This is a genomic window from Neobacillus sp. Soil_C_43 (assembly GCF_057656715.1).
Genome location: NZ_JBDGJV010000005.1, coordinates 13,437 through 38,485, shown reverse-complemented (window position 1 = coordinate 38,485; position 25,049 = coordinate 13,437). Strand labels below are relative to the sequence as shown.

Here is a 25,049-nt window from a genome sequence, read left to right as displayed (position 1 = left end):
AAAATAAGAGAGTTTTTTATTTCACAAAAGAGGCTGTCTCAACAGGATTATGAGACAGCCTTTTATTATTAAGAAAGATAGCGTGGGAATAAGATATTATTTTCTAAGTGTACATGCATAAAGGTTAGTCCCTCTAATGCTTCCAAACGTGCATAGACTAAGCGGTACGTACCACAAGCATCTAATGGAAGTGTATAATCAGATGTCACTGCCCGGATTTCTCTCAAAATTTCACCTGCATGATCGTGTTCTTTTTCAAGCTCAACAATCATATTGATTGCTTCTTCACGGTTTTCCACTGTGCCATCAGCCAGTTGCTTGATTAAAGGGAAGACTACTGCCTCTTCCTTTGCCATGTGCTCTATCAATTCTTTTTTTAATTCATAAAAAAGCTCATATACCTTTAATAGCTCTGGATGATTATCACCATGTACGCGAGAGACCTTTGTTACATAAGGGCTAAGCATGGTTAATTCTTCTTCAGAGACACGGTGATAATTAGTGATTACATGGTCAATAATCGTATTAGAATCGGAATCAGTCCATACCTCAATATTTTTCTCTTCATTTTCATATTTCTTGAATACTTCTTTTAATTCTGTAAGTAAATGATCGGTATTGAGTCCGTTTTGGGCTGCTGCTTCAGACAATGGAATATTTCCGCCACAGCAGAAATCAATACGGTTTTTCTTAAATACATCACTTGTTTTTGGTAATTCGTTTACAATATCTTTAACTAATGAGTTAGATGTAAATGGGAAAGTCATAACGAAATCCTCCTTAAAATTTGAAGCTGTTTGTTTTCTTGTTATAAGCATAATGGAATTAGAGAGGGAATTAGGTGACCTAAATCACACATTCAATATGATTTTTTGTTTTTTTAAGGTAAGATTTATCCAATTTGTGATATTTGATATATTTGCAAGGTTTCTATAGGCTTATAATGTATAGTAGTTCATTATATTGTACATAAAGTTAAACTACCCGTTTTAGGCAGGAGTGAGCAGGATGTTAGAAAAAAGAAAACCCATCCCAATAGGAGAAGCGGTTAAAAAGATCATGGAATTACAATTACATGGTGCGACAGAGTATATATCCATAAATGATAGTTATGGCCGTTTTTTATCGGAAGATTTAATTGCAACTAGTGATGTGCCCCATTTTGATAGGGCACCGTATGATGGTTTTGCGGTTAGATCTATTGATACGAGTCAGGCTTCTCAATCCAATCCTCTAGAATTCGAAGTAGTAGATCACATTGGAGCCGGGATGGTTTCAACCAAAGTTGTTGGTCAAAATCAAGCTGTTAGAATTATGACCGGTGCTATGATGCCTGAGGGAACCGATGCAGTGGTTATGTTTGAGTTGGCAAAGGATTATGAAAAGAATGGTATTCCATACATGTCTATTAAGCGTCCATTTAAGAAGGGGGATAATGTTTCCTTCATAGGGGAAGATGCGAAACAAGGCGAAGTTCTTGTTAAAAAAGGGACACTCATCAACCCAGGTATTCAAGCCATGCTTGCGACTTTCGGCTATCATAATGTTCCAGTAGCTAAGAAGCCAATTGTGGGTCTATTTGCGACCGGTACAGAGCTATTAGAGGTGTATGAAGATTTAGTTCCAGGAAAAATTCGTAATAGTAATTCACATATGATTTGTGCACAGATTGAAAGAGCTGGTGGAATTGTCCATTATTTTGGAAAATTGCCTGATGAATTTGATACCTGCTTTGATGCAGTAAAGGATGCATTAAATAAAGTGGACGTTCTGATAACAACCGGAGGGGTATCTGTAGGAGATTTTGATTACCTACCGGCTATTTATGAAAAACTAGGGGCAGAAGTATTGTTTAATAAGGTAGCAATGCGGCCTGGTAGTGTAACAACGGTGGCCCGATATAAAGAAAAGATTTTATTTGGGCTTTCTGGTAATCCTTCAGCATGTTATGTCGGATTTGAACTGTTTGCCCGCCCAATCCTTCGGAGAATGTTATTTTCGGAAAAACCGCATTTGAGGAAAGAACTGGCTGTACTTGAAGTAGACTTTCCAAAAGCCAATCCATTTACAAGGTTTGTTCGAAGTTCAACGTTTATAGAAGCAGGCAGACTTAAATCTACACCGAGCGGTCTGGACAAATCAAACATTATTATGAGCTTAGCTGGTGCCAATTCGTTAATGATTCTGCCAGGTGGAACAAGAGGTTTTACCGCAGGCTGTGAAGTAGAAGTTCTTTTATTGGAGGACCAATCAGGCAGTGAGTGGCCTTGGTAAATCCTGTTGTTTTTCAAATTGTAGGATTTCAAAATAGCGGCAAAACTACTTTTACATTAAAGTTAATCGAACAATTAAAAAACGACCAGTTACAGACAGTAACCATTAAGCATCACGGGCATGGCGGTAAGCCCGATGCATCGATGTCCAAAGATACAGGAAAGCATCTAACCTCGGGTGCACTTGCATCCATTGTTGAGGGAGGCGGAAGAATTCTTCTTCAAGCTGAGGAGATTGTTTGCAATCTTGATGATCAGGTAGAGCTTATGAAATTCTTTAAGCCCGATGTCATTATAATCGAAGGGTATAAGCAAGAGCATTATCCCAAGCTTTTAATCATTAGAGAGACCTCTGACATACGATTACTTGAAAAAGTGAACAATGTATTAGCAGTGATTTCTTGGAATGAGGAAATAAAGGAACAGGTGAATGAAAAGTGGGCTGGTCCATCTTTTTTAATCAGTGATGAAAGAGCAATTCAGTGGACTATCCAATATGTTCAGGAGCAGGTACAGGTACCAAAAAAATCGGTCTGAATGGACCGATTTTTTTATTGTGCTATATTGTTTTGCTTAATCCACTTTACATATTTCAACAGGACAATCCTCACAATCGATTTCCCTTTTTAAGAAATCTAAATCATGAATAGTAATTGTTCCTTTATCAATAGAAATGATATTTGTTCTTCTTAAATCACTTAGAAGCCGATTTACCACTTCACGAGAGGTCCCACAGAAATTAGCTAATTCTTGATTCGTTAAAGGAAGCTCCACTAGGATTCCTTTAGTGGTTCTTATTCCATAGCTATTACTTATTCTAATTAATGTGGAATACAATGCTCCTTTTTTTCCATGAAGGACTAAATCTCGAAATTTAGTTTGGGTTTTCCGATATTGTTGACTCATCCATTGGATGAATTCAAAGGAAAGTGGAAGATCTTGTGAGAGCTTTTCCTCAAGTGTTTCTTTCTTAATAACAGCTACTTCTCCACTTTCAACTACACGTGCACTTAATAAAAATTTTGAACTTGGAGAGAATAAATTTAATTCCCCAACAAGTTCACCTTTTGAGCACATTCGAATAGTTAATTCTCTACCGTCAGGAATAATTTTACTAATTTGCAGGATTCCACTTTGAACAATATATAATTCATCTGCGTTTGATCCTTCTTGAAAAAGAAAAGTACCTTTCTCGATCTTTCTATTATGGTGAACCGTATCAAAGAGATGGGAGAGTGTTACGGACATTTCTTTTACTGACTGCATACAAATAACCACCTTTAAAGGTTCAAATAAACCGCTTAATAATAAAAACACAGTCAAATTTCACAAGGGTATTTTTACTATAATTATATTGTTAACAAAGAATATTTAGCAATAAATGTACAATAAGTTCATACAATCGTCATATTTAAAAAAGCATTCATAATATTTCTTAGGAAATATTGTCGAACTTTGTGAAAACTTGCAGTAACTTCCTTTAATGGCCTCTACCGAAAAGGAAATAATAAAAATGTAGACGACAAGGAGGGAAGAAAATGGGACAAAACCACCAGTTTAAATCAGGTAAAAAGGCACCGAATAATGGAATATACATTGAGGTTGGCGACACAGGAAGCACTGTCAACAACCCCAAAAAAATAAAGCTTAAAGCGGGAGACACTTTTCCAGAAACGTCCAATGATGAACGTGTATGGACCTATCAAAGAAAACCTTAATGTATCAAGATAAGTCATCCATATGGGTGGCTTTTCTATTGTGAAAAATTTTACTTCTTTTAGAGAAATGTTTTATAATTAAGTTAAGGTCAAAAATGGTCAAATAAGGAGTGAGATGTATGGACTTAAACCGAATGACAGAACGTTTACAACAAGGATTAATGGAGGCCCAATCTTTAGCTGTAAAAAATAATCATCAAGAGGTGGATGAACCCCATATATTTTTGGCGTTAATGGATCAGGAGGATAGTCTCATTGTATCTATCCTTGAAAGGACCGGTTTATCTGTTGAGAAAGTTCAAAGCAAATGGATGGAGTCTATATCTAAAAAACCTCAGGTCACTGGAAGTGGCGTTGAACAAGGGAAATTATATATAACAGCAAAGCTGCAAAAGTTGATCGTAAGTGCTGAAGAATTTGCAGCTAAGTTTGGTGATGAGTATATATCGGTTGAACACATAGTTTTAGCAGCATGTTATGCAAATGATTCTGAAATGAAAAAGATTCTGCAATCATTTGGTAAAGCACCAGAAAATGTATTGAAGGCGATTAAAGAGATAAGGGGGAACCAGAGAGTGACTTCGCAAAACCCGGAAGCAGGATATGATGCTCTAAAGAAATATGGAAGAGACCTGGTTGCTGAGGTCAGAGCAGGGAAGCTAGATCCAGTAATCGGGAGGGACACAGAAATTCGTCATGTTATCAGGATATTATCAAGGAAAACAAAAAATAATCCTGTTTTAATTGGCGAACCAGGGGTTGGTAAAACAGCTATTGTTGAAGGGTTGGCCCAGCGAATTGTCAGAAAGGATGTACCGGAAGGTTTAAAGGACAAAACAATCTTTTCTTTAGATATGAGTGCACTAATTGCCGGTGCCAAATTTAGGGGTGAATTTGAAGAAAGATTAAAAGCTGTGTTAAATGAAATCAAAAAAAGCGAAGGGCGAATCCTGCTTTTTATTGATGAGATCCATACTATTGTAGGGGCCGGCAAGACCGAAGGTGCAATGGATGCAGGAAATATGTTAAAACCAATGCTAGCTCGAGGGGAACTTCACTGTATTGGTGCCACTACCCTTGATGAACACCGGAAATATATTGAAAAAGATCCTGCACTTGAACGAAGATTCCAGCAGGTTCTTGTGCAAGAACCAAATGTAGAGGATACAATTTCTATTTTAAGAGGTCTAAAGGAAAGGTTCGAAGTTCACCATGGAGTGAAAATCCATGACCATGCACTTGTAGCTGCTGCGACGTTGTCGGATCGGTATATTACAGATCGTTTTTTACCAGATAAGGCTATTGACCTTGTAGACGAAGCCTGTGCTCTGATTCGGACAGAAATTGACTCAATGCCTACCGAACTTGATGAAGTCACACGAAGAGTTATGCAATTAGAAATCGAAGAAGCGGCATTAAGAAAAGAAAGTGATGAAGGCAGTAAAGTCAGATTGGAAACACTTCAAAAGGAATTGGCGGATTTAAAAGAGCAAGCGAATATGAAGAAAGCAAAGTGGCTTCAGGAAAAGCAAGGAATTCAGAAATTACAGGAGAAAAGGGAACAACTTGAAATACTTAGGAGGGAGCTTCAACAGGCAGAGGATCAATATGATTTAAACCGTGCAGCCGAGCTTCGCCATGGACAAATTCCCTTAGCAGAAAAAGAACTGAAAGAGTTGGAGCAGGCCATAGTAAGAGATGACCGCTTACTTCGTGAAGAGGTGACGGGGGAAGAAATTTCAAATATTGTTTCCAGATGGACAGGGATTCCACTCTCTAAACTGGTTGAAGGTGAAAGAGAAAAGCTGTTAAAATTGGAGTCTATTTTACATGAAAGAGTCATTGGACAAGAGGAAGCAGTCAACCTAGTGGCTGATGCTGTACTCCGAGCTCGGGCAGGAATTAAAGACCCTAATCGACCAATTGGATCATTCTTATTTTTAGGTCCTACAGGTGTAGGGAAAACAGAACTTGCAAAGGCATTGGCAGAATCGCTATTTGACAGCGAGGAACAGATTATCCGTATGGATATGTCGGAATATATGGAGAAACATGCAGTTTCACGTTTAATCGGTGCACCTCCTGGCTATATAGGGTATGAAGAAGGCGGACAATTGACAGAAGCTGTGAGAAGGCGACCTTATTCTGTGGTCCTAATGGACGAAATTGAAAAGGCCCATCCAGAGGTTTTCAATATTCTCTTGCAGGCACTAGATGATGGGCGAATTACTGATTCACAGGGCCGAGTGGTGGACTTTAAGAATACAGTGATTATCATGACCTCCAATATTGGATCACACTTTTTACTGGACCGAAGAGATAATGAAATAGGCATTTCTGAGGATACTAGAGACAACGTGATGAACCAACTAAGAGCGCACTTTCGTCCTGAATTTTTAAATAGAATTGATGAAACCATTCTTTTTAAACCTCTGTCATTGGGAGAAATAAAAAATATTGTGGTTAAGATGATGAAGGAACTACAAATGAGATTAAGGCAGCAGCATATTGATATTTCGATTCGAGAAGATGCAAAAGAATTTATTGCTGAGAATGGTTTTGATCCTATATATGGTGCAAGACCATTAAAACGGTATATACAAAGGAATATTGAAACGAAACTCGCCCGTGAAATCATAGCTGGGCGTGTACATGAACATTCATCAGTAGAAATTGTTATTGAAAATGGAGAAGTAAGTTTAAGGGTTCATGAGCTTAATGGCTAAAAAGTAGGTTGTGTAAAAGAACAGTGTTAATTTTTATACCATGTTGATTGGAGCGGAAATCAACAGACGAGTTTAACAAAGCTAAGAAGTAAAAAGAGACTGACTCTAAAGCTTAAGGAGTCAGCCTCTTTTTTTACATTCCCAAACGGACGATTTGCTTATTAGTGTTTTTCAACTGGTTCATTTGGAATAACTGCAGAAACGATGAAAATCAAAATTGTCACTACAACTGCTGCAATAGAACCCGAAACAAAGTCATAACTTACTCCTGACATAGAGCTAATAACATATGTAAGCATTTGTACTAAAAGAAATGACCAGAAAAATGTCCAAAAGTATTGCACAATTATTCACCTCATACTTATTTTACATCATCATTAATATTACCATACCAAATCAAAAAAATATAGAAAAATCAGCTTTTTGTTTTTAATTGAAATTGGGCAAACTCCCTTTCATCTTTTGTGAAGTGGCATACAATACTTTGAGGAAATATGTAAAAGGAGATTTATCAATGGAAAATCGAAATTTTCTAATGGATACCCAATGGAATATCATTCATTACCCTGAAAAGCCTACAGGATTTGGGATTTTAATCATCGGAGATGAAAGGCATTTTGTGGATGAAAATAAATGCTTTTGGACGCAAAATGAAGGAAAGCTAGCTATTATCAATGAACTAAAAGAAAAAGGGTACACCATTTTTTCCTCAAATCTTTATGGGCGAAACTGGGGGAGCGAAAGTGCTGTCGAGCTTGCTCAAAGATTATATCACCATGTAATCCGTAACGAGATCATTAACAATAAAATTCATATCTTGGCAGAAGGAATGGGCGCACTTGTGGCTCTTCGATTAATGGAAAAAATGAAAGACAGTATTCGATCGATTATCCTGCTTAATCCAATCCTGTCCTTAAAACATCATCTTGAACTTGAAAAAGAGCATAAGTTCTTTTATAAAAAATTGATCAGAGAATTAGCTGCTGCCTATCATGTGGATCAAAAAGAAGTGGAAAGTAAGATTAACAATCTGGAAGGGTCTATTCATCTTGAAGCGAACTGTCCAATAAAAATCATTCAAGTCCTATCAGGTGGGAAATCCTATTCTCAGTCAAAATTGTATCAGCAGGTGATTAACACATCTGAAATTAATCCTACTTTTATTCTTCCTGAAAAAAAACCACAACTAGGAAAAATAGTCATCAAGTTTTTTAACAGTCATGAAAATGTACTTTAACGCTCCCTTCTCCCCAAAAGAAATATTTCCTTATTAATTGGCATAGGATTCAATAAGGATAATTGGGGAGGAAGCGTTCATGGACAAGGCTATTATATTTGGTATATATGAATTTGTAAGCTTTCATGCAAGCAAGACTCTTTTAAATCAGGGGATAGAAGTGGTGGGCATTTCTTTTGAGGATAAAGATAACATTCCATTCTATGAGGAGAAAAAACTCGAGGTAGGACGAAATGCAAATTTTACCGAACAATCATTCTCTAAGTGGGAAAAGGAGCGAGAACTAGAAAAGTCAAAAACTGTACTTGTCTTTTCAATCTATGACCAGTACATGCTGAAAAAAGAATCCCACTTCCTGAAGAAGAGCGTAATGAAACCGATAGTGGATTATATCGAGAAAAATAATAAGAATCTCGAAATCGTTTGTTTGCTTCCGATTCAAGAGCTTGGTTCTAATAATGAAAGACAATTAGAGGGTTTTTTAGAACAGGTTAGTCGTATAGCTGAGAACATGCATGTTTTTTATCTGCCAGCTATATATGGACCTTGGCAGCCAAAGACGTTCCTTTTTCAACAATCCATACTCTCAAAAATACAAAAGGTTGAAATACAAATAGGTGATCGAGAATGGACAGAGGATATCCTTTTTGCATGTGATGCAGTGGAATCTATTTTTGATATGGTAGAATCAGAGAGGCCAGGTAAATATGTGTTACAAAGTGGTAAAAAAGATTATTGGTCTGAGTGCGCGGCGTACCTTCAGATTGATGAAAACCTTTTAATAAAGAACGTATCGGAGCCTGTGAAAATTGAAAAACAAATAGTAACAGTACCTGTTCGACACATCACTCCAATCGCGGATTCTATAACCCAGCAAGTAGAGCATGTACATCGTTTATTTCAGGGGAATTAATAAAAGGCTATTTTAAAGAGCATTGTTTATTGTATATCCTGTTGATTGGAGCGGAAATCAACAGACAAATTTAACAAAGCCCAATAAAAAGGAAAAATGTGTCTTTTCATTTTATAGTACAAAGAGTAGAATTAAGGGAAAAACGGTCCTTTCAAATAGCTTAATGTTCAGAATATGAAAATGATAAATGAAATCGTTGTAGTTATGGCCGATGTATTAAGGAGTTGCATGGAATGCTAAAGCGTTTCGGAATCATTCTTTTATGTCTTCTTTTACTTGGAGCTTGTGGGGAAACAAAGTCTACAGGGAAATTGCAAAAGGTAGGCTTGCTAGTTCCTGAGACGGTAAATGATCAAGTATGGGGAACAAAGGGATTTAAAGGAATGTTAAAAATACAATCAAAATTTAATGTTGATGTATTTTATAAAGAAGGAATGAATTCGGAGGCCGTGGTTAAACGCGCGGTCGAAGAGTTTGACCAAAAAGGAGTTAACCTAATCTTTGGTCATGGAGCAGAATATGCTGAGTACTTTAATAAAATCTCTAAAGACTATCCGAAAATTCACTTTGTCAGCTTTAATGGAGATGCAAAGAATTCAAATACAACGAGTCTTAACTTTAAAGCGCATGCAATGGGCTTTTTTGGAGGGATGGTTGCTGCTCATATGTCAAAACAACATAAAGTGGGAGTGTTGGCTGCTTATGAGTGGCAACCAGAAATTGAAGGGTTCTACCAGGGCGCTCTAGCTGAAAATAATCAAACCCATGTGAGCATAGAATATGTCGGAAATTGGGATGATGAAACTAAGGCACTCCAATTAGTTGATCGTATGTTAGAAAATGGTGTTGATGTGGTGTATCCTGCAGGGGATGGTTATAACGTTCCGGTAATTGAACGAGTGAAGGAACAAGGCCTTTTTGTTATCGGCTACGTTTCAGACCAGTCTGACTTAGGAGAATCTACCGTTTTAACAAGTACGATTCAACAGGTTGATAAATTATATGAAAAAGTGGCAGATCAATACAATAAAGGGGAACTAAAATCAGGTAATCTTTCCTTTGACTTTCAAGATAACGTCATCTCACTTGGAAAGTACAGCCCTTTAGTTAAGAAAGAGTTCATTCAGAAAATGAACAAGCATATAGAGGATTACAAGGAAACAGGCAAATTGCCTAAATAATATTCTTAAAGGAGTACATAATGAACAATCAAGATCACACTTTACAATTTATGCAAATCGCGATGAAGTATTTACCAGAGGCAAAGGAACAATTGGATCAGGCTGGGGTCGAATTATCGATGGAATTAATCCAACCATTTATGAACCTATTTACTAAAGTAATGGAAGAGGCATATGAATTAGGAAGAGAAAGTGTTTTAAGTGAATTGAAACAATCTTAATGATGAAAAGGCTGGCCCATTATGAGTCAGCCTTATTTTTTTTTCCATAATTGTTCGATATATGGATATACTTTTTGAAATAAGGGTTTAAATCCCTTCATAGATTCCATTAATGTATCAATATTGTTCATTAGTTCTTCATAATCAATCGTAGATTGCTGACGAGATGGTTCCTGTGTCTGATGATCCTGACGGGGTTGATGTCTACCAGGGCCAAACATAAAACTGGTAAAACGGTCTGACTCTTTTCGTTCCTCGTTCTTCCGTTCTTCCATACTTGCATCCTCCATTTCATTTCCTCTTAATTTTAGAATATGACTAAACAAATAATTGGAATGTACATTAGCGGAGAATATAAAAGAAGAAACAGTTGCTTAAAATGGGGTCTATTTGATAAAATTAGTACCAAGTCATAATAATTGATATTAATTTTTTGATAAAGAGTTAGTTAAAAAGGAGATGGAACGTGTGAGAGCTGGTATTGTCGGAATTGGTAGGTATTTACCAGAGAAGATAGTCACTAATCAGGATTTAGAGAAAATAATGGATACCTCTGATGAATGGATTCGTACCAGAACAGGAATTGAAGAGCGGAGAATTGCTGCGGATGATGTGAATACCTCAGATATGGCGTTAGCAGCAGCTCAAGAGGCTATCAAACATGCCGGGATTACTGCTGAGGAGATTGATTTAATCTTGGTAGCTACGGTAACACCTGATACACCATTTCCTTCAGTTGCTTGTCGAATTCAAGAGAAACTAGGTGCAACGAAGGCTGCTGCAATGGATATTAGTGCAGCATGTGCCGGTTTTATGTATGGCATGGTTACTGGAAAGCAGTTTATTGAAACTGAAGTATATAAATATGTTCTAGTCGTTGGTGTTGAAAAGCTTTCAAAAGTTACAGACTGGAATGACCGAAATACAGCTGTCCTTTTTGGAGATGGCGCAGGTGCTGCCATCTTGGGTCCAGTTTCAGAAAATCGTGGAATTTTGTCCTTTGAGCTAGGGGCAGATGGTACAGGAGCAAAGCATTTATACCAAGACGAATATATCATTATGAATGGTAGAGAAGTATTTAAGTTTGCTGTTAGACAAATGGGTGAAAGCAGTTTACATGTTCTTGAGAAGGCAGGGTTAACAAAAGAGGATGTTGATTTCTTAATACCGCATCAAGCGAATATTCGTATCATGGAAGCATCCAGACAAAGACTAGAACTACCTGTTGAAAAAATGTCCAAAACCGTTCATAAATATGGTAATACATCAGCTGCATCCATTCCTATTTCTATTGTAGAAGAATTGGAGGCAGGAAAACTTAAAGATGATGATGTTATTGTCATGGTAGGCTTTGGTGGTGGCTTAACATGGGGAGCTATTGCTATCCGTTGGGGGAAATAAAGATTAGCGTGTAAGGATACTTACTAGCATCTATGAAAGTTGAATTGCTTGAAAATAACATTTACTATTACAAAAACGAGAAATGATTGTTGAAAAGGAGATGTACAAATGAACAAGCGTAGAGTTGTAGTAACAGGCGTTGGGGCGGTGACACCGCTTGGTAACGATGTTGAAACAACATGGAAAGGGATTATTGAGGGGAAATCAGGTATTGGTCCACTGACTAGAGTCAATGCGGACGAATATCCAGCTAAAGTGGCTGCTGAGTTAAAAGACTTTAATCCCGAAGTGTTTATGGATAGAAAAGAAGCTCGAAAAATGGACCGTTTTACGCAATATGCCGTAGCGAGTGCATTAATGGCAGTTAAGGACGCCAATCTAACTATTAATGAAGAGAATTCAGAACGTGTTGGTGTGTGGATCGGGTCTGGTATTGGAGGAATGGAAACATTCGAACAACAATATGAAACCTTCCAAAAAAGGGGATACAAGCGGGTTAGTCCATTCTTTGTCCCAATGCTAATTCCGGATATGGCAACTGGTCAGGTGTCAATTACCCTCGGTGCAAGAGGATTTAATTCATGTACAGTTACAGCATGTGCAACTGGAACTAATTCCATTGGAGATGCATTTAAAGTTATTCAGCGTGGTGATGCGGATGTTATGGTAACAGGTGGGGCTGAAGCACCAATCACAAAAATGTCTGTTGCTGGGTTCTGTGCCAATACAGCACTCTCTACAAATCCTGATCCTCAAACAGCAAGCAGACCATTTGATAAAAACCGGGATGGCTTCGTCATGGGTGAAGGGGCCGGTATCATTATTTTGGAAGAGTTAGAGTATGCCCTTGCACGAGGAGCTAAAATCTATGCTGAAATCGTCGGTTATGGAGCAACAGGTGATGCTTATCATATCACTGCGCCTGCACCAGGTGGTGAAGGCGGTGCTCGAGCAATGAAAATGGCCATTAATGATGGTGGATTACAACCTCAAGACATTGATTATATTAACGCACATGGTACTAGTACTGAATATAATGATAAATTTGAAACACTTGCGGTTAAGGAAGTATTTGGAGAGCATGCTTATAATCTTGCGATGAGTTCAACCAAATCGATGACAGGCCATCTGTTAGGAGCTGCAGGTGGAGTGGAAGCGATCTTTACCGTATTAGCGATGAGAGATAGCATACTCCCACCAACCATTAATTATGAAACTCCGGATCCTGAATGTGATTTGGACTATGTAGTAAATAAAGCCCGTTCACAAGAAATCAAGGCAGCTATGAGCAACTCACTTGGCTTCGGTGGACACAACGCTACCATTGTATTTAAAAAATACGAATAAAAACTTTAGGTCGACCAGATAAAATGTCTGGTCGATTTTTTACATCCTGCATTCCTCCAGTATTAAGAACATCTTATATCTTTGATTCATAAAATGGATGAAAGTGACTCTTGGGCTTACAGGAGGTGGGGAAGTATGGGAGTAATCCGAACAGACAGCTGGTTATTGGACGATTTTGATAATGCCATAAAAATATGTGAAAAACTGCAGCCGTATTTTAAGGGGAAAACAGCAAAACAAATTTACAACCAATTATTAAACTTTGGGATGTATCAGCCTTCGAGATCTTCAAAGGATTTCCTCCACAAAATGAATGAACAGAAAGCATGGGACCAGGTGGAACGTCTATTTAGTAAATATAAAGTTAAATGGAGTGGTCCAGACATCCCTGTTTTTCTCTTTCCGCTAGCTCAGTCTAGAAGTTTTTTTATTAGAACAGACAGGAAAAAGGGAGGAGTTTCTTTTCCTGATAAAATGTTTTTATTTCTTTCCTCCCATGAAGATGCAAAAGAGATAGAAGCATTGTTTGTCCATGAGTATCATCATGTATGCAGGCTTTGTAAGATGAATAAAAAAATGGGGGATTATACACTTTTAGATTCATTGGTGATTGAAGGTTTGGCTGAATATGCAGTATTAAGGCATTGTGGAGCAGAATATTTAGCAGATTGGTGCCATATGTATAGCGAAAAAGAGATAACATATTTTTGGAGTAAATTTCTAAAAAAACATTTGGATTTTAAAAAAAATGAAAGAGTTCACGATGAACTATTATTTGGAGGCGGAAGAGTACCTAAATTACTAGGATATGCTGTTGGATATAACATTATTGATAAATATTACAAAAATCATAATTATTCTACAAAACTATCTTTCGAAATACCAGCTGCTAAATTTGTTGAAGACCAGAATAGTTGAACATGAAAAAGCCTATTAAATCAGGCTTTTTTTATTTTCTTATAGATTGAAAATTATCAATATTGTAAAAAAGTCTTGCAATTGTAACAATTTAGTAATAGAATTTTATTAGAATATAACGAATTCACAGAATAATTCAAAAAAGTAAGAAGGTGTACTATGAGCATAAAAAAATCGTTACTCAAAGAGGCACCATTGCTCGAAGTGAGAAATTTAGAGACAGCCTTTGATATTGAGGGAACTGATTATAACGCAGTAGATAATGTATCTTTCACTGTAAAGCCACGACAAATTGTGGGGGTTGTGGGTGAATCTGGCTGTGGTAAATCTGTTATGAGTCTATCAATTATGAAGCTACTTCCAAAAGGAATTGGAAAAGTAAAATCGGGTGAAATCATTTTCGATGGTGTAAATCTTGAGAAAATGAATGAATCACAAATAAATAAAATTCGTGGAAAAGACGTGTCAATGATTTTCCAAGAGCCAATGACATCTTTAAATCCAGTATTTACGATTGGCTATCAGCTGCAAGAAGTCCTTTTCAATCATATGAAAATTTCAAAACAAGAAGCCCGTCAAAAAGCAATAGCTCTTTTAAAGAGTGTAGGGATCTCTCGACCTGAAAAAATTGTGGACGAATATCCCCATCAATTGTCAGGTGGAATGAGACAAAGGGTCATGATTGCCATTGCCATTGCCTGCCAGCCTAAGCTATTAATTGCCGATGAGCCAACTACTGCGCTTGATGTTACGGTGCAGGCACAAATCTTGGAACTTTTAAAAGATATCCAATCTGTAAATGATATGTCCGTTATTTTGATTACACATGATTTAGGCGTAGTAGCAGAAATGTGTGATGAAGTTATTGTCATGTATGCTGGTAAAATTGTAGAACGGACGGATGTCGATACACTCTTCCATAATCCTAAACATCCTTACACTACATTACTTTTGGGTGCAATACCAAAAATGGAGGAAACGGAAGAACGATTAAGCTCAATCCAAGGGATTGTACCATCTCTGACCAATATGCCAAAAGTGGGCTGCCGTTTTGCCAATCGATGTCCAAAAGCTATGCCTAACTGTTTTACTATTACCCCTGAACTAGCAGAAGCAGAGGATCATCATGAAGTTGCCTGCCTGCTTTTTGAAACTAGTAGACCAAGACAGGGGGTGAGTAAATGAGTACCGGAACTGTACATAAGAACCAGGAGGCCTCTCAATCAGAGAATCTATTAGAGATACAGAACCTCAAAACCTATTATCCTGTTAAAGGTGGTTTTTTTAAACGAACCGTTGGAAATGTGAAGGCGGTTGATGATATCTCTTTTGAAATTAAAAGAGGGGAAACACTTGGACTAGTTGGTGAATCAGGCTGTGGTAAGTCTACAGCGGGCCGGACGATTCTACGATTATTAAAACCAACCGATGGGAAAATTCTCTTTGACGGAAAAAATATAACGAATATATCTGGGAAATCTCTTCAAGACATTAGAAAAGATATGCAGATGGTATTTCAGGACCCTTATGCTTCTTTGAATCCAATGCAAATGGTAGGGGATATCATCGCTGAACCTATTTATAATTTTTCAAGAAAAAGTAAAGAAGAATTAAAACAAGAAGTGATGGATTTATTAACCAAAGTGGGTTTACCACAGGATGCCTATTATAAATATGCTCATGAATTTTCAGGTGGTCAGCGGCAAAGAATTGGTATCGCTCGTGCCCTTGCCCTTAGACCGAAACTAATTATTGCGGATGAACCAGTTTCTGCACTTGATGTATCCGTACAATCACAAGTATTAAATCTATTAAAAGATTTACAAAAAGAATTCGATTTAACCTTCCTTTTTATTGCGCATGACTTAAGTGTTGTGAAGCACATGAGCGATAGGATTGGTGTGATGTATTTAGGTAATATGGTTGAGATTGCAGAAAAGGACAGCCTTTATGCACAACCACTACATCCTTACACACAGGCTTTAATTTCGGCAATACCATCTCCTGATCCAAGGGTGAAAAAAGAAAGAATTATTTTAAAAGGGGATGTACCAAGTCCAATTAATCCTCCGTCAGGCTGTCCATTCCATCCACGTTGTCCAATGGCAATGGAGGAGTGTTCAAAAAGTAAACCAGTATTAAAGGAGGTGAAGCCTTCTCATCGAGTAGCTTGCCACCTTTACTAAAAAAGGAAAAAATACAATTTCTCTAGGGGGGAAAACAATGAAGAAGAAAAGTATGCTTATGCTGGCTGCATTAATGCTTGTACTATCAGCATTTTTAGCAGCGTGTAGCAGCGATAAAGCAGGTACGAAGAAAAACGAGAATGAAGGTAAGACAGGCGAAACTGCGGAAAAACCACAGGATGGCGGTACATTAGTATACGCGCTTGATTCAGCTCCTGAAGGTAAATTTAACTACTCATTTTATGGAACACAAACTGATGCATATGTTATTGATTTCTTTGATGAAAACCTTATTGATTACGATGCACAATTGAAAGCACAGCCACATATTGCTTCTTGGAAAACAGAAGACAATAAAGTATTTGATTTTGAAATCAAAAAAGGTGTTAAATGGCACAATGGTGATGAGTTATCAGTAAAAGACTGGGAATTCTCATTATACACTGTTGCTGACAAAGACTATGAAGGTCCACGTTTTGATAACGTTAGAAATATCGTAGGTGCACAAGATTTCCATGATGGAAAAACAGATAAAATTGAAGGTATTAAAGTGATTGACGATTACCATATCCAAATTACTTTTGATAAAGCGCGTGTAAACAACTTGGATAACCTTTGGACATACCCAATGAACCGTACTGCGTTTAAAGGGATAGCAGTTAAAGACATGATGGCATCTGAGCAAGTACGTACAAAGCCAGTGGGCTTAGGACCATTTAAAGTGACTAAAGTTGTTCCAGGTGAATCAGTAGAAATGGAACGCTTTGATGACTATTTCGGTGGTAAGCCACATATTGAAAAGGTTGTTGTTAAAGTTATTGACCCATCTCTTTCTGTGGGAGAACTTAAAAACGGTACACTTGATATGACATCATTCCACCCAAGCATTATTGATCAAGTAAAGGCACTTGATAATGTAAATACAGTTACTTACCCAGGTGTTAGCTACTATTATGTTGGATTCAGATTAGGTACTTGGGATGGCGAGAAGAACGTCATGAACGAACCAAAATACCAAGAGAAAAAGCTTCGTGAAGCAATGTACTACGCAATTAATCGCGAAGAGTGGGTTAAGGCATTCTTCTTTGGTGTTGGTAAACCAGTTAATCGTCCAATCCCAACAAATCACTGGATTGCTGCAGATAATAAAGATTTAGAACAGTACAAATACGATCCGAAGAAAGCAAAAGAATTGTTAGACGAAGCTGGATACAAAGATGTTGATGGCGATGGCTTCCGTGAAGATCCAAACGGTAAGAAATTTGTTGTAAACTTTAGTCACTATGCAACTTCAAATCCAACATTCGAATCACGTGCAAAAGCGTTAACTCAATATTGGGAAGAAGTAGGTTTAAAAACTAAGTTAACTATGACTGATGCTAACCTTTACTATGACATGCTTGAAAAAGCAGATAAATCAATGGAAGTATTCTTCGGCGGCTGGTCAACAGGTGCGGATCCAGATCCAACTCCACTATGGGGAACAAAATCACTTTGGAACTACCCTCGTTGGGTAAATGCTGATAGTGATAAGTTATTAGACCAAGCACTTGATATTAGTGTTGTTGGTACAGATAACGAAAAACGTAAAGATCTTTATGTACAATGGCAAAAACTATTCATGAAGGAACTTCCTGTGTTACCAATTGCTGAGCTTGAAGAAACAATGGCTGTAAGCAAACGAGTGAACGGTGTGAAGTTCGACGTTTCTGGTAACAACCGTCCAAATGAATGGTGGATTAAACAATAATTACAAAAGATTAACATGTAAAAAACTATGTTAATTGCTTAATAGGATTGAATAAATCCAGGAGTTCTGTGGGATGAGGGAGGAAGTATACTGCTTCCAATTTCCCTCTCCCATTTGAACACTTTGGATACATACAACATGTATTTAACATAGTTTAAAGACAAGGAGAATGCACATGCTGAAGTATGCATTTCGTAGAATTCTGGGCATGATTCCGATGTTATTCCTCATTTCGATCGTTGTTTTTTCCTTGGCAAAATTGATGCCAGGAGATTCCCTAAGCGGGGAAATCGACCCAAGGAATACCGACCCACAATATATTGCTGATATGCGGGAAAAGCTGGGTTATAATGACCCGTTACCACAGCAATATGCACGTTGGATTGGGGATTTTGTTCAAGGGGATTTTGGTAAGTCAACCCGTTTTAAAATAGAAGCTGCAGATGTTATTGGAGAGCGCATTCCCAATACCTTACTATTAGGTTTTACTTCTATATTAATCACATACATTCTTGCCTTTTTTATGGGTTCTTACGCTGGGAGAAAACCCTATACACTAGGGGATAATTTAATTGGTGGATTAAATTATTTAGGTCTATCGATACCTTCTTTTATCGCCGGGGTTTTTGCAATTTTCCTTTTTTCTTTTACACTAGATTGGTTTCCATCCAACGGCTCAGTTGATATCGGTGTTACCGATGGAACACTGGAATATTGGTTAAGCCGCCTACATCATGTATTTCTTCCTGCAGTAGTCTTAGGACTATTAAGTACGGCAAGCTATACACAATTTTTACGGAACGATATAATCGAAAACAGCCGAAAAGATTTTGTTCGTACGGCACGAGCAAAGGGAACACCTGAGAGAAAAATTTATAATGTTCATATTTTAAGAAACTCAATTATTCCGCTTATTACTTTTTTAGGTTTTGATTTAGTTGCAATTATCAGTGGAGCGATTATCACTGAAACGATTTTTACCTATCCGGGTCTTGGACAACTATTCTTACAATCAGTTGGTACCAGGGATTATCCAGTTTTAATGACGTTGACAATGTTATTCTCATTCTTAACACTAGTTGGCAACCTTGTAGCTGACATATTATACGGTGTTGTGGATCCGAGAATTAGGCTAGATTAGGGGGAGAAAAAATGGAAATTGTAACTCAGAAAAATCCTAATATTAGTACAGCCCCCCCGAAAAAAAGTTTATCACCGTGGGCTATCGCTAGAAAAAAGTTTTTAAAAAACAAATTGGCTATGATTAGCTTTGTATTCCTTGTCATTGTGGCAATAGTTTCATTTCTTGCACCGTATATTACAACGGCAGACGTTGCCAGGATTAATATTGGTCAGATGTCTTTAGAGCCATCGAGTAAACATTGGCTTGGTACAGACAAGGCAGGCAGGGATGTATTCACCAGGTTACTATATGGCGGACGAATTTCATTATTAGTTGGATTAAGCTGTACACTTTTTGTCATATTCCTTGGGACAATTATTGGCTCGATTTCAGGCTATTTTGGTGGTGCAGTAGATAGTATACTAATGAGATTTACAGATTTTATCTTAAACTTTCCTTTTCTTGTATTTGTTATTGTGCTAAATGCCATTCTTTTTGGAAAAGTAAATGGGTTATGGGTTTTAATTGGGACCATAAGCATATTAAGCTGGGGTGGAATTGCGAGGATTGTTCGAAGTAAGATTCTTGCTGAAAAAGAAAATGAATACATTGTAGCTGCCATTTCAATTGGCTGTTCTCCTGCTAAAATAATCGTTAAACATTTATTACCCAATATCTTATCAACCATTATTGTTCAAGCGACCATTACATTTGCAACAATGATAGTTGCGGAGACAGGTTTAAGCTTTCTAGGCTTTGGTGTTCCTCAAGAAATTCCAAGCTGGGGGAATATGTTAAATTCAGCAAATGAACCAGATGTACTCCAATTTAAACTATGGATTTGGGTGCCCCCTGCCTTAACGATTACTGCAACTATTTTATCGATCAACTTTATCGGTGAAGGCTTAAAAGACGCCTTTAATCCAAAATCAAGAAGATAAAATCTACCATTACAACATGGTAGATTTTTTTGTTATTGGACGGAGAAGAAGGGCGCATAGAAGCAGTCTATGAGCCCAAAGTGGCTTAAAGAAAGAGAAGAAGGTCGCATAGAAACGGTCTATGAGCCCAAACTGGCTGAAAGAAAGAGAAGAAGGTCGCATAGAAGCAGTCTATGAGCCCAAACTGGCTGAAAGAAAGAGAAGAAGGTCGCATAGAAGCAGTCTATGAGCCCAAAGTGGCTGAAAGAATAGAGAAGAAGGTCGCATAGAAGCGGTCTATGAGCCCAAGCTGGCTGAAAGAAAGAGAAGAAGGTCACATAGAAGCAGTCTACGACCCCAAACTGCCTGAAAGAAAGAGAAGAAGGTCGCATAGAAGCAATCTATGAGCCCAAACAGGCTGAAGGAAAGAGAAGAAGGTCGCATAGAAGCACTCTATGATCCCAAGTTATGTACCAATATATTTCCTAACATAAATATAGGAGACGCACCATATACATATGAATAATTTAAAAGGACAAGTATTAAATTTAATAAATACAGTTGGTGCAAAATATATATAAAGGAATAATTTAACTAAGGTCTGCCCATACTGATTGACAAACAGTTTTTGAAGTGAGGGGTTGTAAAATGTTGTATCTTCATGATGTTTGGGTAAATTGGTTTGAAGGGGAAGAAAACGGTTATAATGTATGCCACTTTCATGAATGGCGTAAGGATGATGGAGTGGAATTGTTGGACCAAGTGCCACTTTTAAAAATCGAGCCGATTCTATTTAACTACATCGAGAATGATTTATCAGAATTACCTCAACAGCTCCTAGATGACATTTATCAGAAAGCATATTTAAGAAAAAACCATGAAAGAGTTCAGCTTGATTATTGTTTCGTTGTCACAGACGGGACAGGGATTTTAGCCGTAGACACGATTGGCTATACCATCCCTATTCGAAAAAGCAGACTAATTCCAAGACAGGAACAGCTTGTTTACGAGATGATTAGTCAGCATGAAGCTAAAAAATATCATTTTTATGGGCAACCGAAAACAAAGGATTTTCATATTCTTTCACCTGAACCAGAACTGATGAATGGATTGACGAGAAAAGAACGTCAGTTAAAGCAATTATTGTTCATGGCTCTTGATCAATTACTTTCATCAAATAATGAAGCAGAGGTAAGGTATTGGTTTACAGAATGGTGTCCTGAGAAATATTCGACTATTCAAGAATTGAATTTTGAGGAAGCATGGGAACAGCTCTTTGAGGAAGCAAAGTACGGCTGGTCTAAAAGGCATGAAACCTTTTGTGAGAATTTAATTAAGGGACAGCCCTTTTTCGAGAAGCTTTGGGAAATGGAACATGGTCCTAAAGTAAACTAAAAGCCTGATCCAAAAGGAATAAATCCTTTTGGGCTCAGGCTTTTGTTTTTTTAAATTTATATTATTTTCTCTTTCGGCCAAGACCCATGGCGTTTTCCATCTTTTTAAGGGTCTTGTTTGCAACTAGGTTTGCCTTTTCAGCTCCACGATCTAAAATTTCATCCAGTTCGCTTGATTCCATTAAGTTATAATATTTCTCTTGAATTGGTTTAAAGACATTTACCACTACATCAGCTAAATCGCCTTTAAAATCTCCATAGCCTTTGCCAACATACATTTCCTCAATTTCATCTATAGGTTTCTTAGCCAAAATTGAATAAATGGAAAGCAGATTGGAAACACCAGGTTTATTTTCTTTATCAAATTTGACAATTCCGTCTGAGTCCGTAACAGCGCTTTTTATTTTTTTGATGATCTGTTTAGGTTCATCTAAAGGAGTAATAAAAGACTTTTGATTTGGGTCTGATTTACTCATTTTTTTGGTTGGCTCTTGGAGAGACATAATTCGAGCGCCGACCTTAGGAATACTGATTTCCGGTACAGTAAGGATATCATTGTATTTTTTGTTAAATCTTTCTGCCAAGTCACGTGTTAATTCCATATGTTGCTTTTGGTCTTCGCCGACTGGAACAAGATCTGTATTATACAATAATATATCTGCAGCCATTAGAGGTGGATAGGTCAATAGACTAGCTGAAACAGCTTCTTTACCTGTTGATTTGTCTTTAAATTGTGTCATTCTTTCCAATTCACCAATATAAGAGACACACTGCATCATCCAACCTGCTTGAGCGTGTGCAGGTACCTCTGATTGGATAAATAAAGAGGCCTTGTTTGGATCAATCCCTACAGCAATATATAACGCAGCTAAGCTTCTAATATTTTTACGAAGTGTTACAGGATCTTGGGGAACTGTTATGGCATGCTGGTCTACGATACAAAAGTAGCAATTATATTCATGTTGCAACTCGACAAATTGCATCATAGCCCCTATATAGTTCCCAAGTGTTATTGTACCACTCGGCTGAATACCAGAAAAAATCGTTTTCATTATTAATCCTCCTAAAAGTTATATAAAAAAAACCATCCATCCCTAATACTATAGGGACGAATGGTTCGCGGTACCACCCTAAATTACTCATATGAGTCACTCAGTTCCAAAATAGCTGGTCGCCTTTTGGAGTCCTACTAACGCAAGGATCACGTCTATTCCTACCACTTCTATTTTCCTAAATAAAAGGTTCAGATAGAAGCTCAAAAGTCCATTCCGTATTTTTTCGCGTTTGTTTTCACCAGCCACAAACTCTCTTAACCGAATGAAAATACGTACTAATCTTTATCATCGCTAAACATCTTATATTTGATTATGCTAATTATAAATGAAGAACATAACCAGTTTCAAGTCTGCAAATAATAATAGAGGCAAAGAGCTCCTAACATGAGTAATCCATTGACCAATCCGTAAAAAAGGAGGGGCTTCTGATCGATAGTGATTAACTCAGAAAGTGCTGGGATTTCCTCCAACTTTCTCTTGTTTTCTCCTCTTGAAAAGGCAAGATTAAAGGATTTACCTATTACATCGTAAAAGCCGGAATGAATCGTGTAGAGAAGCAACGATGTTAACAGAAGTAGAGCGGAAATGTAAAAAGATATATTGATATAGCTAAGTAAGGAAATATCCTTATTGGAAATGAAGGAAATTATTACTATTAATAACTGTGTTAGTCCAAGAACAACAATTTTCTTCTTAAATCTAGGATTCACTAGATTACCTCCAAATCATTGATTTAATAAGGGAAACTACCGAATATTATACATAAAAATCTGTATAAGTCTAAATTATATCATAGCTATTTGTAATGATTACGTAAAAATTGTTTCTAACTTGTAAATTAAATTATAAAAAATAATGTACAATTAATTCAAAATATGTATAATAGAGAATGTAGTAATTTTTCAGAATAATAGAAAAGGGAGGTCTACAAGTGAAGAAATCAAAACTTTCACTACTTTTAGTTTTATCACTAGTACTTAGCATGTTCCTAGCAGCATGTTCAGGCGGTGGTGAGAAAAACGAAGGCAAAACCAAAAATGAAGGCAAAAATAATGCTGGAACTGAAGAGAAATTAGCGGATGAGCAAGTTCTTAACGTTTTAGAATCTGCTGAGATCCCAACTATGGACAGTGTAATGGCTGAGGACGTAATGGGCTTTACAATGTTAAACGCTACTAACGAAGGTTTATATCGTTTAGATGCAGACCAAAAGGTTGTTCCAGGTGTAGCTGATGGTATGCCAACATACAACGACGATAAAACAGTCTTAACTATTAAATTAAGACAAGATGCAAAATGGTCAAATGGTGACCCTGTAACTGCTCATGATTTTGTATACGCATGGCAACGTGCGATCAATCCAGAAACTGCTTCACCTTATGGTCCATACTTCATGATGGGCAAAATCAAAAACGCAACTGAAATTTCTGAAGGTAAAGCAAAGCTTGAAGATCTTGGAATTAAAGCTCTAGATGATTATACAGTGGAAATTACTCTAGTAAGAGCATTACCTTACATCGAGTCTTATATCACTTTCCAATTATTCTACCCACAAAACCAAAAGTTTGTTGAAGCACAAGGCGCTGACTATGCGAAAGATGCTGCTCACTTACTTTACAACGGTCCTTTCAAAATGACTAAGTGGGATGGCCCAACAGCTACTGAGTGGGTATTAGAAAAGAACGAAACTTATACAAATGCTAAAGACGTTACTTTAACAAAAATCAACTTCAACGTGTCAAAAGACCCACAAGCATCTGCTAACGCATTTACTGCTGGTGAAACTGACATTACACCAAAGCTTGCACAAGCTGCAATCCTTTCACAATATGAAGGATCTGATGAATTATTACGTTACCAAGAGCCATCAATCTGGTGGTTAAAAATGAACGAAAAGAACCCTGCTTTGAAAAACAAAAACATCCGTAAAGCGATTGCATTGTCTGTAGACAAAAAGGCATTAGTTGACGATGTATTAGCAAACGGTTCTATCGAAGCTGATTTCTTAGTACCAAAAGGTTTTGCTTTCTTAGATGGAAAAGACTTCCGTGATACGGCTGGCCAATGGTCTAAGACAAACAAAGAAGAAGCTAAGAAATATTGGGATAAAGGTTTAGCTGAACTAGGTGTTAAAGAAGTGAAGTTCACTTATGTTGGTCAAGACACTGAAACTGCTAAAACTACAGATGCATTCATTAAAGACCAGTTAGAGAAAAATCTTCCTGGATTAAAGCTTACAATTGAAAGCGTACCTTTCAAAATCCGTATCGCTCGTGAAAATAAATTTGAATATGATTTATTAATGGGCGGTTGGGGACCAGACTATGCTGACCCAATGACATACATGGATCTTTGGATTACTGGCGGAGAACAACAACATATGGATTACTCAAATCCAGAATTCGACAAGTTGATCAAAGCTGCAAGTGAAGATTTAGTTGATAAGCCACAAGAGCGCTGGAAAGCATTACAAGATGCAGAAAAAATCTTGTTAGAAGATGATGCAGCAATTGCACCACTTTACCAACGTTCTGTTAACTTGTTAATTAATCCAAAAGTTAAAGGTTTTGCTCACCATGCATTTGGTGCAGACTATAGTTACCAGTGGATTAAAATCACAAAATAGTAACTATACTAATCAAATAGGAAGAGAGTATATTTCATCAATATACTCTCTTTTTACCTG

Annotated in this window: 24 protein-coding genes and 1 other annotated feature; of the genes, 18 read left to right on the top strand and 6 right to left on the bottom strand. The window is 37.2% G+C overall.

Going from position 1 to position 25,049, the window contains the following annotated elements; genetic code table 11:
* Positions 1-68: 68 nt before the first annotated feature.
* A complete protein-coding gene (ric, locus tag AC3A54_RS08950; RefSeq protein ID WP_487654188.1) occupies positions 69-767 on the bottom strand; it encodes an iron-sulfur cluster repair di-iron protein in 699 nt (232 codons plus the stop codon).
* A 241-nt stretch (positions 768-1,008) separates the two neighbouring features.
* Between ric and AC3A54_RS08945 the strand changes: the two genes are divergently transcribed.
* Both AC3A54_RS08945 and mobB read left to right on the top strand, forming a co-directional pair.
* Entirely contained in the window at positions 1,009-2,274 is a 1,266-nt protein-coding gene (locus tag AC3A54_RS08945; RefSeq protein ID WP_487654187.1) for a molybdopterin molybdotransferase MoeA, read from the top strand.
* Complete coding sequence (gene mobB / locus AC3A54_RS08940; RefSeq protein WP_487654186.1) at positions 2,262-2,810, top strand: molybdopterin-guanine dinucleotide biosynthesis protein B; 549 nt, start codon at positions 2,262-2,264, stop codon at positions 2,808-2,810. Before AC3A54_RS08945 ends, mobB begins: the two co-directional genes overlap by 13 nt.
* Positions 2,811-2,846: 36 nt before the next feature.
* On the opposite strand, the gene AC3A54_RS08935 is transcribed toward mobB, so the two are convergent.
* Positions 2,847-3,539: a Crp/Fnr family transcriptional regulator gene (locus AC3A54_RS08935; protein ID WP_335548529.1), complete on the bottom strand. Its 693-nt coding sequence runs from the start codon at positions 3,537-3,539 to the stop codon at positions 2,847-2,849.
* Between the two features lie 272 nt (positions 3,540-3,811).
* Here AC3A54_RS08935 and AC3A54_RS08930 point away from each other — a divergent pair, with 272 nt between their 5' ends.
* Both AC3A54_RS08930 and clpB read left to right on the top strand, forming a co-directional pair.
* The gene (locus tag AC3A54_RS08930) at positions 3,812-3,991 is read left to right on the top strand and encodes a YjzC family protein (protein ID WP_335527023.1); all 180 of its coding nucleotides are present in this window, start codon (positions 3,812-3,814) and stop codon (positions 3,989-3,991) included.
* 119 nt (positions 3,992-4,110) lie between these two features.
* Entirely contained in the window at positions 4,111-6,717 is a 2,607-nt protein-coding gene (gene clpB / locus AC3A54_RS08925) for an ATP-dependent chaperone ClpB (RefSeq protein WP_487654185.1), read from the top strand.
* Positions 6,718-6,878: 161 nt separating this feature from the next.
* Here clpB and AC3A54_RS08920 read toward each other — a convergent pair whose 3' ends face one another.
* Entirely contained in the window at positions 6,879-7,061 is a 183-nt protein-coding gene (locus AC3A54_RS08920) for a YjzD family protein (RefSeq protein ID WP_335548531.1), read from the bottom strand.
* Positions 7,062-7,231: 170 nt separating this feature from the next.
* Between AC3A54_RS08920 and AC3A54_RS08915 the strand changes: the two genes are divergently transcribed.
* The 4 genes from AC3A54_RS08915 to AC3A54_RS08900 all read left to right on the top strand — a co-directional run bounded on the left by AC3A54_RS08915 (position 7,232) and on the right by AC3A54_RS08900 (position 10,269).
* Positions 7,232-7,954, top strand: a complete 723-nt coding sequence (locus AC3A54_RS08915; protein ID WP_335548532.1) for an alpha/beta fold hydrolase — start codon at positions 7,232-7,234, stop codon at positions 7,952-7,954.
* Positions 7,955-8,033: 79 nt separating this feature from the next.
* Positions 8,034-8,867, top strand: a complete 834-nt coding sequence (locus AC3A54_RS08910) for a hypothetical protein (protein WP_487654184.1) — start codon at positions 8,034-8,036, stop codon at positions 8,865-8,867.
* 233 nt (positions 8,868-9,100) lie between these two features.
* Positions 9,101-10,048, top strand: a complete 948-nt coding sequence (locus AC3A54_RS08905) for a BMP family ABC transporter substrate-binding protein (RefSeq protein WP_335548534.1) — start codon at positions 9,101-9,103, stop codon at positions 10,046-10,048.
* A 20-nt stretch (positions 10,049-10,068) separates the two neighbouring features.
* Positions 10,069-10,269 carry a ComZ family protein gene (locus tag AC3A54_RS08900; RefSeq protein WP_487654183.1) on the top strand — a complete coding sequence of 67 codons (201 nt, stop codon included), beginning with the start codon at positions 10,069-10,071 and terminating at the stop codon, positions 10,267-10,269.
* A gap of 32 nt (positions 10,270-10,301) precedes the next feature.
* Here the strand turns inward: AC3A54_RS08900 and AC3A54_RS08895 are convergent, their stop codons facing one another.
* Entirely contained in the window at positions 10,302-10,559 is a 258-nt protein-coding gene (locus tag AC3A54_RS08895; protein ID WP_487654182.1) for a hypothetical protein, read from the bottom strand.
* 178 nt (positions 10,560-10,737) lie between these two features.
* On the opposite strand from AC3A54_RS08895, the gene AC3A54_RS08890 reads away from it, so the two are divergent.
* From AC3A54_RS08890 to AC3A54_RS08850, 9 genes are all read left to right on the top strand, one after another.
* Positions 10,738-11,670 carry a beta-ketoacyl-ACP synthase III gene (locus AC3A54_RS08890; RefSeq protein WP_487654181.1) on the top strand — a complete coding sequence of 311 codons (933 nt, stop codon included), beginning with the start codon at positions 10,738-10,740 and terminating at the stop codon, positions 11,668-11,670.
* A 108-nt stretch (positions 11,671-11,778) separates the two neighbouring features.
* Entirely contained in the window at positions 11,779-13,017 is a 1,239-nt protein-coding gene (fabF, locus tag AC3A54_RS08885; protein WP_308080544.1) for a beta-ketoacyl-ACP synthase II, read from the top strand.
* Positions 13,018-13,326: 309 nt separating this feature from the next.
* Entirely contained in the window at positions 13,327-13,935 is a 609-nt protein-coding gene (locus AC3A54_RS08880; RefSeq protein ID WP_487654180.1) for a DUF2268 domain-containing putative Zn-dependent protease, read from the top strand.
* A gap of 159 nt (positions 13,936-14,094) precedes the next feature.
* Positions 14,095-15,120 carry an ABC transporter ATP-binding protein gene (locus AC3A54_RS08875; protein WP_487654179.1) on the top strand — a complete coding sequence of 342 codons (1,026 nt, stop codon included), beginning with the start codon at positions 14,095-14,097 and terminating at the stop codon, positions 15,118-15,120.
* Positions 15,117-16,121 carry an ABC transporter ATP-binding protein gene (locus AC3A54_RS08870; protein ID WP_487654178.1) on the top strand — a complete coding sequence of 335 codons (1,005 nt, stop codon included), beginning with the start codon at positions 15,117-15,119 and terminating at the stop codon, positions 16,119-16,121. Before AC3A54_RS08875 ends, AC3A54_RS08870 begins: the two co-directional genes overlap by 4 nt.
* A gap of 37 nt (positions 16,122-16,158) precedes the next feature.
* Positions 16,159-17,871, top strand: a complete 1,713-nt coding sequence (opp4A, locus tag AC3A54_RS08865) for an oligopeptide ABC transporter substrate-binding protein (RefSeq protein ID WP_487654177.1) — start codon at positions 16,159-16,161, stop codon at positions 17,869-17,871.
* 175 nt (positions 17,872-18,046) lie between these two features.
* Positions 18,047-19,012, top strand: coding sequence for an oligopeptide ABC transporter permease (opp4B, locus tag AC3A54_RS08860; protein WP_487654176.1), 966 nt, complete (start codon positions 18,047-18,049; stop codon positions 19,010-19,012).
* Positions 19,013-19,023: 11 nt separating this feature from the next.
* Entirely contained in the window at positions 19,024-19,935 is a 912-nt protein-coding gene (gene opp4C / locus AC3A54_RS08855; protein WP_487654175.1) for an oligopeptide ABC transporter permease, read from the top strand.
* A 627-nt stretch (positions 19,936-20,562) separates the two neighbouring features.
* Positions 20,563-21,309, top strand: a complete 747-nt coding sequence (locus AC3A54_RS08850; RefSeq protein ID WP_308080537.1) for a YjbA family protein — start codon at positions 20,563-20,565, stop codon at positions 21,307-21,309.
* Positions 21,310-21,370: 61 nt separating this feature from the next.
* On the opposite strand, the gene trpS is transcribed toward AC3A54_RS08850, so the two are convergent.
* Positions 21,371-22,363 carry a tryptophan--tRNA ligase gene (gene trpS, locus AC3A54_RS08845; protein WP_487654327.1) on the bottom strand — a complete coding sequence of 331 codons (993 nt, stop codon included), beginning with the start codon at positions 22,361-22,363 and terminating at the stop codon, positions 21,371-21,373.
* Between the two features lie 46 nt (positions 22,364-22,409).
* Positions 22,410-22,661: a binding site (T-box leader), on the bottom strand.
* Positions 22,662-22,707: 46 nt separating this feature from the next.
* The gene (locus AC3A54_RS08840) at positions 22,708-23,073 is read right to left on the bottom strand and encodes a DUF3899 domain-containing protein (protein ID WP_487654174.1); all 366 of its coding nucleotides are present in this window, start codon (positions 23,071-23,073) and stop codon (positions 22,708-22,710) included.
* Positions 23,074-23,294: 221 nt separating this feature from the next.
* Here AC3A54_RS08840 and AC3A54_RS08835 point away from each other — a divergent pair, with 221 nt between their 5' ends.
* Positions 23,295-24,989: a peptide ABC transporter substrate-binding protein gene (locus AC3A54_RS08835; RefSeq protein WP_487654173.1), complete on the top strand. Its 1,695-nt coding sequence runs from the start codon at positions 23,295-23,297 to the stop codon at positions 24,987-24,989.
* Positions 24,990-25,049: the final 60 nt, after the last annotated feature.

Bases quoted from the DNA above. Each gene is read 5' to 3' on its own strand.
- AC3A54_RS08930 (WP_335527023.1), top strand. From the start codon at position 3,812: ATGGGACAAAACCACCAGTTTAAATCAGGTAAAAAGGCACCGAATAAT.
- ric (WP_487654188.1), bottom strand. From the start codon at position 767: ATGACTTTCCCATTTACATCTAACTCATTAGTTAAAGATATTGTAAAC.
- opp4B (WP_487654176.1), top strand. From the start codon at position 18,047: ATGCTGAAGTATGCATTTCGTAGAATTCTGGGCATGATTCCGATGTTA.
- AC3A54_RS08915 (WP_335548532.1), top strand. From the start codon at position 7,232: ATGGAAAATCGAAATTTTCTAATGGATACCCAATGGAATATCATTCAT.
- AC3A54_RS08850 (WP_308080537.1), top strand. From the start codon at position 20,563: ATGTTGTATCTTCATGATGTTTGGGTAAATTGGTTTGAAGGGGAAGAA.
- AC3A54_RS08880 (WP_487654180.1), top strand. From the start codon at position 13,327: ATGAATGAACAGAAAGCATGGGACCAGGTGGAACGTCTATTTAGTAAA.
- AC3A54_RS08875 (WP_487654179.1), top strand. From the start codon at position 14,095: ATGAGCATAAAAAAATCGTTACTCAAAGAGGCACCATTGCTCGAAGTG.
- clpB (WP_487654185.1), top strand. From the start codon at position 4,111: ATGGACTTAAACCGAATGACAGAACGTTTACAACAAGGATTAATGGAG.
- fabF (WP_308080544.1), top strand. From the start codon at position 11,779: ATGAACAAGCGTAGAGTTGTAGTAACAGGCGTTGGGGCGGTGACACCG.
- opp4C (WP_487654175.1), top strand. From the start codon at position 19,024: ATGGAAATTGTAACTCAGAAAAATCCTAATATTAGTACAGCCCCCCCG.
- AC3A54_RS08895 (WP_487654182.1), bottom strand. From the start codon at position 10,559: ATGGAGGATGCAAGTATGGAAGAACGGAAGAACGAGGAACGAAAAGAG.
- AC3A54_RS08935 (WP_335548529.1), bottom strand. From the start codon at position 3,539: ATGCAGTCAGTAAAAGAAATGTCCGTAACACTCTCCCATCTCTTTGAT.
- AC3A54_RS08905 (WP_335548534.1), top strand. From the start codon at position 9,101: ATGCTAAAGCGTTTCGGAATCATTCTTTTATGTCTTCTTTTACTTGGA.
- AC3A54_RS08870 (WP_487654178.1), top strand. From the start codon at position 15,117: ATGAGTACCGGAACTGTACATAAGAACCAGGAGGCCTCTCAATCAGAG.
- AC3A54_RS08910 (WP_487654184.1), top strand. From the start codon at position 8,034: ATGGACAAGGCTATTATATTTGGTATATATGAATTTGTAAGCTTTCAT.
- AC3A54_RS08900 (WP_487654183.1), top strand. From the start codon at position 10,069: ATGAACAATCAAGATCACACTTTACAATTTATGCAAATCGCGATGAAG.
- AC3A54_RS08945 (WP_487654187.1), top strand. From the start codon at position 1,009: ATGTTAGAAAAAAGAAAACCCATCCCAATAGGAGAAGCGGTTAAAAAG.
- opp4A (WP_487654177.1), top strand. From the start codon at position 16,159: ATGAAGAAGAAAAGTATGCTTATGCTGGCTGCATTAATGCTTGTACTA.